This is a genomic window from Polaromonas sp., from assembly GCF_010365105.1.
Taxonomy (GTDB): domain Bacteria; phylum Pseudomonadota; class Gammaproteobacteria; order Burkholderiales; family Burkholderiaceae_C; genus Polaromonas.
The window spans coordinates 16826-30392 of the sequence record NZ_JAAFGZ010000041.1; the positions used below are offsets into that span (position 1 = coordinate 16826).

General features: G+C 57.7%; 9 protein-coding genes and 1 pseudogene. 6 read left to right on the plus strand and 4 right to left on the minus strand.

All coding sequences use genetic code 11. The features are described 5' to 3' along the window. Positions 1–8 precede the first annotated feature (8 nt). From lpdA to GZ092_RS18845, 3 genes are all read right to left on the minus strand, one after another. Positions 9–1436 carry a dihydrolipoyl dehydrogenase gene (gene lpdA / locus GZ092_RS18835; protein WP_293638630.1) on the minus strand — a complete coding sequence of 476 codons (1428 nt, stop codon included), beginning with the start codon at positions 1434–1436 and terminating at the stop codon, positions 9–11. Between the two features lie 67 nt (positions 1437–1503). Beyond that, on the minus strand, positions 1504–2766 hold the full coding sequence (odhB, locus tag GZ092_RS18840; RefSeq protein ID WP_293638632.1) for a 2-oxoglutarate dehydrogenase complex dihydrolipoyllysine-residue succinyltransferase: 1263 nt from the start codon (positions 2764–2766) through the stop codon (positions 1504–1506). A 48-nt stretch (positions 2767–2814) separates the two neighbouring features. Next, entirely contained in the window at positions 2815–5706 is a 2892-nt protein-coding gene (locus GZ092_RS18845) for a 2-oxoglutarate dehydrogenase E1 component (protein WP_293638633.1), read from the minus strand. A gap of 296 nt (positions 5707–6002) precedes the next feature. On the opposite strand from GZ092_RS18845, the pseudogene GZ092_RS18850 reads away from it, so the two are divergent. Then, positions 6003–6915, plus strand: a pseudogene (locus tag GZ092_RS18850) (IS256 family transposase); the annotation flags it as partial. 672 nt (positions 6916–7587) lie between these two features. Here the strand turns inward: GZ092_RS18850 and GZ092_RS18855 are convergent. After that, on the minus strand, positions 7588–8193 hold the full coding sequence (locus GZ092_RS18855; RefSeq protein ID WP_293638635.1) for a hypothetical protein: 606 nt from the start codon (positions 8191–8193) through the stop codon (positions 7588–7590). 249 nt (positions 8194–8442) lie between these two features. On the opposite strand from GZ092_RS18855, the gene GZ092_RS18860 reads away from it, so the two are divergent. From GZ092_RS18860 to GZ092_RS18875, 5 genes are all read left to right on the plus strand, one after another. Beyond that, positions 8443–9789: an integrase family protein gene (locus GZ092_RS18860; RefSeq protein WP_293638636.1), complete on the plus strand. Its 1347-nt coding sequence runs from the start codon at positions 8443–8445 to the stop codon at positions 9787–9789. A 302-nt stretch (positions 9790–10091) separates the two neighbouring features. Then, positions 10092–10334, plus strand: a complete 243-nt coding sequence (locus tag GZ092_RS21265) for an AlpA family phage regulatory protein (RefSeq protein WP_363254636.1) — start codon at positions 10092–10094, stop codon at positions 10332–10334. Continuing rightward, positions 10331–10549: a hypothetical protein gene (locus tag GZ092_RS18865; protein ID WP_293638637.1), complete on the plus strand. Its 219-nt coding sequence runs from the start codon at positions 10331–10333 to the stop codon at positions 10547–10549. Before GZ092_RS21265 ends, GZ092_RS18865 begins: the two co-directional genes overlap by 4 nt. After that, the gene (locus GZ092_RS18870) at positions 10546–10806 is read left to right on the plus strand and encodes a hypothetical protein (RefSeq protein ID WP_293638638.1); all 261 of its coding nucleotides are present in this window, start codon (positions 10546–10548) and stop codon (positions 10804–10806) included. Before GZ092_RS18865 ends, GZ092_RS18870 begins: the two co-directional genes overlap by 4 nt. A gap of 52 nt (positions 10807–10858) precedes the next feature. Then, positions 10859–13408 (plus strand): DUF5906 domain-containing protein, encoded by a 2550-nt coding sequence (locus tag GZ092_RS18875; protein ID WP_293638639.1) that lies wholly within the window; start codon positions 10859–10861, stop codon positions 13406–13408. Positions 13409–13567: the final 159 nt, after the last annotated feature.

Here is a 13567-nt window from a genome sequence, read left to right on the forward strand (position 1 = left end):
CTATGCCCCTAGAAATTAAGCGTGCGCTTGTCAACAGCAAGCGCTGCCTCCTTCGTCGCCTCGCTCAGCGAAGGATGGGCATGGCAGATGCGGGCGATGTCCTCGCTGCTGGCGCGGAATTCCATCGCCACGACGCACTCTGCAATCAATTCACTGGCCATCGGTCCGACAATATGAACCCCCAGGATTTCGTCGCTTGCGGCATCTGCGAGCATCTTGACCATGCCGGTTGTGTCGCCCAGCGCCCTCGCCCGACCATTGGCCATGAAGGGGAAAGTGCCGGACTTGTAAGCACGCCCTTCTGCCTTCAGTTGTTCTTCGGTCTGGCCGACCCAGGCAATCTCGGGGCTGGTATAGATCACCCACGGAATGGTGTTGAAATTGACATGGCCATGCTGTCCGGCAATGCGCTCGGCAACTGCTACGCCTTCTTCTTCGGCTTTGTGCGCCAGCATGGGGCCGCGCACGACGTCGCCTATCGCCCACACATTGGGCAAATTGGTCTTGCAGTCGCCGTCCACCACGATCGCACCGCGCTCATCCAGGCCCAAGCCCACGACTTCCGGGTTGAGCCCGATGGTGTTGGCCGTGCGGCCGATGGAAATGATGAGCTTGTCAACCTCCAGCGTCTGCGCTTCGCCCTTGGCATTGGCATAAGCGATAGACACGCCGTTCTCGCCATTCTTGATCTCACCGACTTTGACGCCCAGTTCGATTTTCAAGCCTTGCTTGGTGAAGGCCTTGTGCGCCTCTTTGGCAATCTGTTGATCAACCGCGCCCAGGAAGGTGGACAATCCTTCCAAAATTGTCACGTCGGCACCCAGACGGCGCCAGACCGAACCCATTTCCAGGCCAATCACGCCCGAGCCGATCACACCCAGTTTCTGGGGAACCGTACCGATGCGCAGAGCGCCGTCATTCGACAAAATGCTGACTTCATCGAAAGGCGCACCCGGCAAGGCTCTGGCATTGGAGCCTGTGGCCACAATGATGTGCTTGCCAGAGATGGTTTCTTCTGCAGTGCCTGCGACCTTGATGTCGTAGGCGCCATCCTTGGCGGCAGCAAAAGAGCCACGACCATGGAAAAAAGTGACCTTGTTCTTTTTGAACAGGTAAACGATGCCATCGTTGTTTTGCTTGACGACCGTATCCTTGCGGCCAATCATCTTGCCAACATCGAGACCCAGGCCCTTGACCTCAATGCCGTGGTCGGCAAAGTGGTGGCCCGCATGCTCGAAATACTCCGAGGATTGCAGCAACGCTTTGGAGGGAATGCAGCCCGTGTTGGTGCAGGTTCCGCCCAGGGCCGGGCCACCCTTGGCATTTTTCCATTCGTCGATGCAGGCAACGTTAAAACCCAGCTGTGAGGCGCGAATGGCCGCGATATAGCCGCCGGGACCGCCGCCGATGACGATCACGTCAAATTGTTTGGACATGTGCTTTTCCAGAAAATAGGGGGCAGGGACATGCAGCCACAGGGCTGTTGCCCTGCCCCAACAGGGTTTAGATATCGAACAGCAGACGGGCTGGATCTTCCAGCGCCTCTTTCATCGCGACCAAGCCCAGCACAGCCTCACGGCCGTCAATGATGCGGTGGTCGTAGCTCAAGGCGAGGTAATTCATCGGTCGAACCACGATCTGGCCATTTTCGACAACTGCACGGTCCTTGGTGGCGTGCACACCCAAAATGGCAGACTGCGGCGGGTTGATGATCGGTGTGGAAAGCATGGAGCCAAAAGTGCCCCCATTGGAAATGGAGAAAGTGCCGCCGGTCATTTCTTCAATGCCCAGCTTGCCGTCTTTGGCCTTTTGACCAAACTCGGCAATTTTTTTCTCGATTTCGGCGAAGCTCATCTGATCTGCATTGCGCAGGATGGGAACCACCAAGCCACGCGGCGAACCGACGGCAATCCCAATGTCAAAGTAGCCATGGTAAACAATGTCATTGCCATCGACCGATGCGTTGATCAGCGGGAACTTCTTGAGCGCATGCACCGCAGCCTTGACGAAGAAGCTCATGAAGCCGATCTTGACGCCATGCTCCTTGCTGAAGGCGTCCTGGAACTTCTTGCGCATTTCCATCACTGGCGCCATGTTGACTTCATTGAAGGTCGTCAAGATGGCATTGGTCGATTGCGACTGCAACAGGCGCTCGGCAATCCGGGCGCGCAGGCGGCTCATGGGGACTCGCTGCTCGGGACGGTCGCCCAGGTCGGCTGCTTTTACTGGCGATGCCACTTTAGGCAAGGAAGTGGCTGGTACGCCCGTCGGTATTGCGCTAGCAGCTACTGATTTAGTAGCACCGGCAGCGGTAGCACCCAGAACATCCCCTTTGGTGACACGCCCATCCTTGCCGGTTCCGGGAACACTGCCTGCAGCCAGGCTGTTGTCCGCCATCAACTTGGCAGCGGAAGGCATGGGAACGCCTGCCATGGAGCCACCCGTTGCAACTGGAACTGGTGCAGCCGCCGATGCTGTTGCCGTAGCTGGTGCGGCAGCGGCAGGCGCCGTTGCACCGGCCTTGCCTTCGGTATCGATTCTTGCAATCACCTGGTCCGACACCACCGTGCCGCCATCGGCGACTACCAGTTCGAGCAGCACGCCGGCTGAGGGTGCAGGAACTTCAAGGACCACCTTGTCGGTTTCAATTTCAATCAGGATTTCGTCAATCGCGATTGCGTCGCCGACCTTTTTTTTCCATTGCAGCATGGTGGCTTCGGCCACAGACTCGGACAGTTGGGGAACTTTAACTTCTACGATTGCCATTTTGATTCTTTCAAGTGTTTTCTTGTATTTGAGGAAATAGCTTGACCCTTATTTGGTCAGGATAAAACCCTTCAACTTGGAAAATGCGCCGTCCACCAGCGCCTTTTGCTGTTCCTGATGTAGATGCGAATAACCGACAGCTGGAGAAGCCGACGCAGCGCGTCCCGAATAGCCCAGCTTTTGGCCGTCAAGCATATTCTCATGAATGTAGTGCTGCACAAAGAACCAGGCGCCCTGATTTTGCGGCTCATCCTGGCACCATACGACGTCGGTGGCATTGGGGTACTTTTTCAACTCGGCAGCAAAAGCCTTGTGCGGGAAAGGATACAGCTGCTCCACACGCAGGATCACAGCATCGTCAAACCCTTTTTCCGCGCGCTTCTTGACCAGGTCGTAATACACCTTGCCCGAGCAGGCAATGACGCGCTTGACCTTGTCGGCCCGTTTGATGACTTCTTCCTTGTTTTCAGGAATGACCGTCTGGAAAGCACCCTTGGTGAACTCGGACAGCGGAGAGGTCGCGTCCTTGTTACGCAGCAGCGATTTCGGCGTCATGATGATCAGCGGCTTGCGCAGGTTGCGCACCATCTGGCGGCGCAACACATGGAAAATCTGGCTGGCGGTCGTCGGCTGGACTACCTGCATGTTGGCATCGGCCGACAATTGCATGAAACGTTCAAGACGCGCCGAGCTGTGCTCCGGACCCTGGCCCTCGTAACCGTGCGGCAGCATCAAGGTAATGCCGTTGACACGGCCCCATTTGACTTCGCCGGAGGCAATGAACTGGTCAATCACGACTTGAGCGCCATTGGCAAAATCGCCGAACTGGGCTTCCCAGATCACCATGGTGCTTGGGTCGTTGGACGCATAGCCGTACTCAAAAGCCAGCACGGCTTCTTCCGACAGGATCGAGTCGATGACAACAAACGGAGCCTGGTTGTCGGCCACGTTTTGCAGTGGCACGTACGTGCCGGTATCCCATTTTTCACGACTCTGGTCGTGAATCACGGAATGGCGGTGCGTGAAAGTTCCTCGTCCACAATCCTCGCCTGACAGGCGCACCGGATAACCGCTGGCCACCAGGGATGCAAAAGCCATATGCTCGCCCATGCCCCAGTCGACCGGAATGTCGCCACGCCCCATGGCAGCGCGGTCGTCATACACTTTCTTGACCAGATTGTGCGGCGTGACGGTGTCAGGAATGGTCGTGATTCTCGTAGCCAGGCGTTTCCACTCGGCCATCGGAATGGCCGTGTCGCCCGCATCGGTCCACTTCTTGCCAACGTACGGACTCCAGTCCACTGCGTACTTGCTCTTGAAGTTGGTGAGGACCGGGTCAAACGTGCTCTTGCCGGCGTCAAGCGCGGCGCGCGTGGCCTTGACCATGTCATCGCCCAGCGTTTCGCCAAAGCCTTGCGCCGTCAGCTTGTCGGCGTAAAGGCGGCGGGTACCGGGGTGCTGGGCAATCTTTTTGTACATCAGCGGCTGGGTCAGCGCAGGAGTGTCCTGCTCGTTGTGGCCCAGTTTCCGGAAGCAGATGATGTCAACCACGACATCCTTCTGGAATTCCATGCGGAATTCAAGCGCCAGTTGGGTGGCCAGCACCACGGCCTCCGGGTCATCTCCATTGACGTGCAGCACAGGCGCTTCGATCATCTTGACAACGTCGGTGCAATACAGAGTGGAACGGCTGTCACGCGGATCGCTGGTGGTAAAACCGATCTGGTTGTTGATGACCAGGTGGACCGTGCCGCCTGTGGAATAACCACGGGTTTCAGCCAGTGCCAGTGTTTCCATGACCACGCCCTGTCCGGCAAACGCCGCATCGCCATGTACCAGCACGGGTAAAACCTGCAGGCCTTTGGGATCGTCGCGGCGATCCATGCGGGCACGAACAGAACCTTCTACTACCGGATTCACGATTTCAAGGTGCGACGGATTGAATGCCAGCGACAGGTGAACCGGACCGCCAGGCGTCGTCACGTCGGAACTGAAACCCTGGTGATATTTCACGTCACCGCTGGGCAGGTCTTCTGGTGCTGTATGGTCGAACTCGGCAAACAGGTTGGCCGGAACTTTTCCCAGTGAATTGACCAGCACATTCAGGCGACCCCGGTGCGCCATGCCAATCACGATTTCCTGCACGCCGATTTCGCCGCCGCGCTGGATCAACTCGTCCATGCTGGCAATGAAGCTTTCGCCGCCTTCGAGCGAGAAACGCTTCTGGCCCACGTACTTGGTATGCAAAAAGCGTTCAAGACCTTCAGCTGCCGAGAGACGGTCCAGAAGATGAAGCTTCTTTTCCTTGGATAAATTGGGTTTGCTGCGAATACTTTCAAGCTTTTGCTGCCACCAGCGCTTCTGGTTCTGGTCGGTGGCATACATGTATTCGGCGCCTATCGTGCCGCAATAGGTTTCGCGTAATGCGTTGAGCAATTCGCGAAGGCTCATGGTTTCCTTGCCAAAGAATGTGTTGCTGGTGTTGAACACAATCTCCTGGTCGGCATCGGTGAAACCGTAAAAGGCTGGGTCCAGTTCAGGAATGTTGTCTCGCTCGGCACGCTTGAGAGGGTCAAGATCAGCCCAGCGTGCACCGACATTGCGGTACGCGGCAATCAACTGCTGAACGGAAGTGCGCTTGCGGCCCATTTCAGAGTCTGCACCGCTGGCAACCACCACCTTGGTTTGCCCTTGCTTGGCACGCTCGGAAAAAGCATTGACGACCGGCAAATGGGGAACGTCCTTGGCGTTGCTTCCGTCGGTTGCGGCTACATGCTGAAGGGCATCGAAATATTCGCGCCAGCTATCTGTCACGCTCCCGGGATTGGCAAGGTAATTTTCATACATCTCTTCGACATAAGGCGCATTGCCGCCGAAAAGATAGGTATTGCCTTCATAGGCTGTGTATAAAGACGCAGGTGACTGCGAGTTTGAACTCATATCCGCTGACCTCCGTTTCCCTTAGGGAAACATTAGCTGGTTAAAGCTTGGTTGATTAACCTTCCGCAACACGGCTGAACCGATTAGCGGATGCGACTGTGGCAAGGAAGGACCTTCAGAAACACTAAGTATTGTGCCACTTGGTTGCTCTATCCGGGGAAATTTTCTTCCTCTCGGTCGAGGAAGGCGACGGCGTGCAACGGGTAATGCACGACGCTCTGTTCGGGGATCTAAAAACTTTTGTGTAAATGGTCAATTGACAGGAAACTGATGCAGTTCAAAAGAATTGCTTAAAAATGACCGTCACGAGCGAACTGATCGAAAGCCTGCGGGCAAACTACAAGAAACCTGAAAAACTCATTGGTGAGAATGGCCTACTTAAGCTGTGGTGGCAAAACATCTGGGCAACGCCAAGAATGACAGTGTTGCCAACTCTGCGAGCATCACCCGCAACGACAAAAAACAACAAGACCCTCAAAGGCGACTTTGGCGAGTTTTCTATTGAAATCCCGAACAACCGCCACGGCACCCTCAAGACGAAAATCGTCACTAAACACCAAACCCACTGGTCCGGCTTTGATGAAAAGATACTGCCCCTGTACGCCCAGGCATGACGTTACGCGAGATTCAAGGTCACTTGCAAGAAATGTATGGACCTGAGGTTTCCCCGACCCTGATTTACTCGGACAGCGATACCGTCATGGACGATACTAAGGATTGGCAGGCCCACCCGCTGGATGCGCTGCAACCCATCGTTTACCTAGACTGAATTCACGTCAAAACCCGCGATGCAGGCGCTGTGCGGGCCGAGGCCGTTTATCTGACATTGGGCATCAGCATGACCGGTGAGAAGGAATTGGTGGGCCTGTGAATCGCTCAGACTGAGGATGCCAAGTTCTGGCTGCAGGTGCTGGCCGAACTCAAGAAGCGGCTCGTGAAGTCATCTTTATTGCCTGCGTGACTGGTTTGAAGGGTTTCCTTGAAGCTATCGAAACGGTGCATCCCAAGATGGCAGTGCAGATGTGCATCGTGCACATGGTGCGCCACAGCCTGAACTATGTCAGCGTGGAACTGCGCAAGTAGAACGATGCGGACTTGAAAATCATCTATGCTGCGGCCACAACAGACAAGGCCCAAATACGGCTGCAGAATTTCGATGACAAATGGGGTGCTGACTACCCCACCATTGTAAAGTCCTGGCGCAGCAACGGTGGCCGTCAAGGAAGTTGTCGCCTAAAGTGAAGTGAGTCAGGCTGTTTTTTGCGTGTGTTGAGACTCCTTGATGTGTGGGGGTTCCGGGTTGAGGTGAACGACCTCGACATGCGCCCACTGGCGAGGTTGCCCTGACTAGCGCTGCGGATTGGCCTGACGCGCTTTTTTGTAAACTTCGGCGCGCGCGTCCAGAAGAGCCTGGTCCAGGCCGGCATGGCGCTGAGCCGGTGTCACGAAGCCGATGGCGCTGTGGCGATGCTCGTGGTTGTACCAGTGCGCCAGGTCCGTGACCCAACGCCGCGCGGCCAGCAGGTTTCAAACGGCTTGACAGGCAGCTGGGGACAGTACTTCAGGGTTCTCGACATAAGGGTTGTCATTGCTCACGGCCGGTCGGCTGCGGGTGTGGGCCACGCTCAGACGCTGCATGGTCACCAACTTCGTTTCGCCCCTCATGGGCGCGCCATTGTCCGAATGCACCGTCAGCCGGCCCGGCGCAATGCCATGGCGCATGCAGATGCCGGTCAGCAACTGACACGCCAGTGCGGCACTTTCGCAATCGAACACCTGTCAGCCAACGATCTTGCGGCTAAACAGGTCTTCAAACAGGTACAGGTACAGGTACAGGTACAGGTTCTGGCCGCGCACCTGGGTAGGCAAATAGGTGATGTTTCAGCAGAACACCTGATCGGTGCGCGCAGTTGTCTTTGGAAAGCGTGTCAGCTGCCCACTGCAGGGCATTGGCGTGCTTGAGGAAGTTGCCGACAGGTCGTTTGCCATTTTTCGGCGTGACCTGAATGCGCCATTTGCCCCGATACGCAAAGGGTTTGGCCGCCTTAGACATGCACACCTCCCTCGACCGGGGTCGCCAGACAAACTGGTAGCTGCGCCGGCAAAGCTGTGCGGCAAAATAAAATCCAGAATTGCTTGAATCGTGTCGTCTTTAATCTCCAAAGTTGTAGATGAGACGTACAGATCCGGTTGTTTAGCCTTTTTCCGGCCAACGACACGAAGTGCAGTGCAACGCGGCGCGATGGCGGCGACTGAAACCATCGGCGCACGCACGGCACGCACAAAAAGGGGCTGGCACAAGGCAACTCGGTCTGCGCTTGGGGTATGGCTTTTTGCGCCGCTCGCATTCCAGGAGCATGCGAGCCGAAAAAAACGCACATGAACCCTTGAGCTGGCGACGATGGCATTCCAATCAGCGCTATCAAAACCGCCTCCAAAGCCAGAAACGACAAAGGCCTCCGCATGGAGGCCTTTGAAATCAAGCACTTATCTGCTTAAAGCTGGTGGGTTCTGCGAGATTCGAACTCGCGACCTACGGATTAAGAGTCCGAACTAATAAATATTCGTTACCGTTGATTCATGTTGCTATACTCAATACAAATCAACAACTTATAGCGCTTTTTCGGTGTTTGAGTGTTGATTCATATTCCCCTAAATGGGGCAAAAGTGGCTACATGCTGGCTACATGAGCCGGATTCTGGCTACATAGTGGCTACATGGAAACGGGGCTGAACGATGGCAAGACCGAAGAAAGCAGACGCGCCCGACCTGGCGCAAGCGTGCGAACTGACCGCCGGGGCCATTGAGCGCCTGACCTGCCCGGCTGACAAACTGCAAGCTTTCATGCGTGACAGCAAAGCGCCTGGCCTGCGTGTGCGTGTGACGGCTGCCGGTGCCAAGTCGTTCGTCTTTGAAGCCAAGCTGAACCGGCAAACCATCCGCCGCACCATTGGCGACGTTCGGGCCTGGAGCATTGAAGCTGCCCGCAATGAGGCAAACCGCCTGCGCGTGACGTTGGACGGTGGCATAGACCCGCGAGAGGTAGAGCGCCAGCAACAGGCAGACAAGGCCGTGAAGGCAAGCGCCGCCGCTGCCCATGCTGTGACAGTGGGCGAAGTCTGGAGCGCCTACCTTGAAGCTAGACGCCCGCAATGGGGCGAGCGCCACTATCAAGACCATGAAACACTGAGTAAGGCCGGGGGCGAAGTTTCCAAGCGTGGAACCCGTGGCCGTGGCGTGACCATTGCCGGGCCGCTGCATTGCCTGCTGGCGCTGCCCTTGCGTGACCTGACCGCGCCAGTAATCGAGGCATGGGCCGCCCGTGAGACAAAGACGCGCCCAACCCCTGCCCGGCTGGCGTGGCGCTGCCTGAAGGCGTTTCTAGGGTGGTGCGCTGAACAGCCCCAATACGCGCCCGTTCTGCCAAGCGTGAACCCAGCCAAAACCAAAAAGACCCGCGAAGCATTGGGCCGGGCCGGTATCAAGCAGGACGCACTCATGCGGGAACAGTTAACCGTCTGGTTTGACGCCGTGCGCCAAGTGCAGAACCCGGTGATTGCCGCCTACCTGCAAACCCTGCTGCTGACCGGTGCAAGGCCGGGCGAAGTGCTGGCGCTGCGCTGGGATGAAATCAATACTAAATGGCGCGGCCTGACCATCCGGGACAAGGTGGAAGGCGAGCGCGTTATCCCGTTGACGCCGTATGTCTCGCACCTGCTGCACGCCCTGCCCCGCCGCAATGAATGGGTGTTTTCCAGTCTCACGGCTGCCGGTGGCGTGCTGACCATCCCCCGCAAGCAGCACGGCGAAGCGTGCGCCGTGGCCGGTATCGAGGGGCTGACCCTTCACGGGTTGCGCCGTTCGTTCAAAAGCCTGACAGAGTGGCTTGAGGTGCCCGCCGGGGTGGTGGCGCAAGTGATGGGACACAAACCCAGCGCGACGGCTGAAAAGCATTACACGGTGCGCCCGCTTGACCTGCTACGCGTACACCATGAAAAGATTGAAGCGTGGATTTTGGAACAGGCCGGGGTTCAATTCGTGGCTGATGTGGAGCCGGGCAAGCTGCGCGTAGTGACCGCATGACAAATCAGCGGGGTCGCCCCCGGCCCCCAAAGTAACGGTACGAATGTGCACCTGCGCAGCCATTGGGGAAAAGGGCATAAACACAAACATTTTTAGAATAACACTTGCGGTGTTAAATAAACATAAGGTAATATTTGGCTAACTCACATGCGTAGCCGATACCCCCCTGACGCAACAGGGGACAGGTCTTGGAGTAGCGCACGAACACCGAGTTTCTGTCTTACTGTCTCCCTGCCAGCGCGCGAACTGGCTTGAGTGGGTGAAAGAAGTCCGACTAAACGTTTATAAAACGGAGTCGGCCTATGCCTATCACCCAAGCAACACCCCCCACTTTTCCGGCAACCGAGCAACTAATTTCGGTCAAAGACGTTTGCGCGATTATCAGCGCGCGCCGCACTTGGGTCCACATACAGACCACCAATAACCGGTTTCCACAGCCTATCCGTATTGGCACGCGCTACACACGCTGGCGCGCCAGTGATGTTTATGCGTGGATGGCTGATCCTACGGGCTGGATCGCTGCACATGCGGGGGTGGCAGCATGAATACCCGAATCCACGCAACCGAGTTCCCCCCACTGGAATCCGTGACACGCCCCGCAGTAGACACCGCCGCCGCTGCGTACTACCTGAACCGCCGCCCACAGACCTTGCGGGGCTGGGCCTGTTTTGAGGATGGCCCACTTCGCCCTATTCGCATCAATGGCCGTCTGGCATGGCCCGTAGCGTCATTGCGGCAAATGCTGGGAGTGCCAGCATGAGCCCCGAAATGCTCAAAACCGAGATCGACCGAGCAGAAGATGCAGAACTTCAAAGTGATGAACAGTTGCGCAAACTGCCCGACCTGATCGACAAAGCCAGCACCCCCAATGCCACATTGAGCGCGTCAGATTGCGCCAAGTTGGTAACCGCTGCCCTGTCAGTAAATGAACGCCTGCGGGAGCGCACCAGCAAGCTGCGTAACTCACTGAATAGCGCACTGCGTTCAGCCCCTCCGACATCCGGCCCCAAGTCCTGACCCCCAACAAAAAAAGCCCCACCGATGAGGGCGGGGCAAGAAAGTAACACATATGAGTTTACACAACGAACCGGGCACAAACAAGCCCGATCCCGATGCCGCCGAAACTTTGGACGCTGTGGTACTACTGCCAGCGAAGCGCAAAGGGCCAGTGCTTATAACGCCCGCAGAGTTTTTTCGGGGTATCGCGGACAACCACCCGGGAGGCGTGCAAGGGCTAGTATTCCTAGGTGCGAACGGCCAGCCTTGTGACCACCTGTTGAATACACGAGGCGTTGACCATGGCCCGTGGGCAGCGGAAAAGGCCAAAGACCGCAAGCCCGCTTATATGACAATGGCCGCGTTCAAACCGGGCGAGGTTTCGCGCTTCAAAGGCCGGGCGGTGGCAAACGTGGTGGCCTTGCGCGGTTTCTGGGTTGCCATTGAAGGCAGTTCGGAAAAGTTCAACAAGCCGGGCGGCGAGGCCGGGGGCTACGCCGATGCAAAATCGGTAATGCTTGCGGTTGCGGCCTTTGGGCGTGCGGTGCCCGGGCTGGTGCCGAACTACCTTGTACTTACCGGCAGTGGGGGCGTTCACCTTCATTACGTGCTGAGTGAGCCTATATCCGCGGCTGAGTGGCTGCCCCGGGCTAAAACGCTGGTAGTCCTGGCAGCAACGCACGGCTTCAAGATCGATGCCCAATGCACCACGGACGCGGCGCGAATCATGCGCGCGCCGGGTTCACTCCACCAGAAAACGGGCGTAGAGGTGCTGGCCTACCGATGGAAGGACGAGCCCTACACCCAGGAAGACTGGGACCGCGTGACCGGGCATGAGCCCGGGACAGACACAGCACCCGACGTTAGCGCCTTGCGACCGGGCAGGAAATACGACCTGTCAGTTAATGGTGACGTGCTGCCCCCACACAAAGAGTTCAGCTACTTAAGGGCGGCCGAAAAGTGCGGGGCGATGCGCAAGGCCGCAGACCGGAACGGTCAGGACACGCCCTATCCGGTGTGGGTACTGGCGTTACGAACGGCTGCCCTGTCCATTGAGGGGCGCGAGTTCGCCCATGAAATCAGTTGCAGGCATGCTGACTACGACAAAGCAGGTACTGATGAAAAGCTCGACAGCCTGACCGGCGGCCCGCCGGGCTGCGACGCATGGGGCACCGCCTACGGGGCCGGCGGACCTTGCGATTCCTGCGAGCTGCGCGGCAAGATCAAAAACCCAGCCGTGCAGCTTGGCACTGTTGTCGATGTGACCCCGCCGGGCAGCGTGGCTGTCTTGGAGCCTGATGCTGTGGCGGAATGGGTGGTTGAACTGAACCACCGCTTTGCACTGGTGCGCCACGGCTCCAAGCTGGTGATTGTGGATTTTCACACCCCGAGCATGACTGGGCGTGGCGTGGTGCTGGGGCTGGGGTTCCTGGACGTGGCTGCATTCCGACAGATGCTGAACGGGCGTTTTCCCCCGGTTGCAAAGCCCAACGAGAAACCGCGCGCATTGGCTGATGCGTGGCTGGCCCACCCGGGCCGCAGGCAATATGCCGGGTTGGTGTACGCACCGGGTGAAGCGCTGCCCTCCGATATTCTCAACCTGTGGCAAGGATTCGCTGTAGCACCCGTGGTGGGCGATGTGACGCTGTGGCTTGAAGTGCTGGCGGCCTTGGTTCCCAAGGAGTCCGAACGCGTTTACGTGCTGCGCTGGCTGGCGTGGAAAATTCAGAACCCCGGGGGCGTGCCTGACACCCTCCTGATTTTCAAGGGCGCCAAAGGCACGGGCAAGAACTCGCTGTTTGACCCGCTGATTTTGCTGTTTGGCCGCCATGCGATGCTGGCCGACGACCCCGAACTGATCGCGGGCCGGTTTACCTGGCACTTAATGACTTTGTCGTTCGCCGTGCTGGACGAAGCCGTGTTCATTCAAGACCCCCGGCAGGCTGACCGCATCAAGTCCCGCGTGACTGCCAAGACCATGCAGTACGAACAAAAAGGCATGGACCCGGTCCAAGGGGTCAACCGCTGCGCCTATGTGATGCTGACCAATCATGAATATGTGTGGCAGGCCACGAACGACGAGCGCCGCGCCGTGGTGCTTGAAGTGGGCGAAGCCCTGCGGGGTAATTTGGAGTTCTGGGGGCGCTATCACGCATGGGCTGAAGGGCCGGGGCCTGCTGCGTTGCTGCACTACCTGCAAGGCGTGAACCTGACCGGCTTCAATCCGCGCCAGATACCCAAGGGCGAGGCCCTGCGCAAACAGGTTGAACAGACCGCGCTACGTGTGCCCGCCACTGCGTGGTGGCACCAGTGCCTGACAGAAGGCGCTATTCGCTACCGTGATGGCATGGATCGCGTGATTTATCTCAACGACGGCGGCGAAACCGAGGTGGACCGGGCTGCGCTGCGCATGTCCTATGAGCAGAGCGCCGCCGGCCGTACCCGCTCGCATACCGAGTGGCCTACCGTAGCCCGCAAGCTCAGTGAATGGGCCGGGCCTGACGGTGTGCGCAAGGTGCGGGCGCGTGTGGGCATTGTGCGGGAGTGGCGGGACGCGTTCCCACCGCTGCCCGTACTGCGGGCAGCGTTCACAGCAGCCACCAGCGTTCAGTTATTCGACTGAGCCAAAAAAGCGGTTTGCGGTCCGGGTGGTCCGGGCATGGGTCAAGCAAGTGCTATGCTTTTTATAGCACTTGACCCTCATAGGCATTGGCCTGGTCCGGGTGGTCTAAGTGGTCTAAGCATTTTATTAAATTAGTAAATATAGTAAAGCGCACCCTGC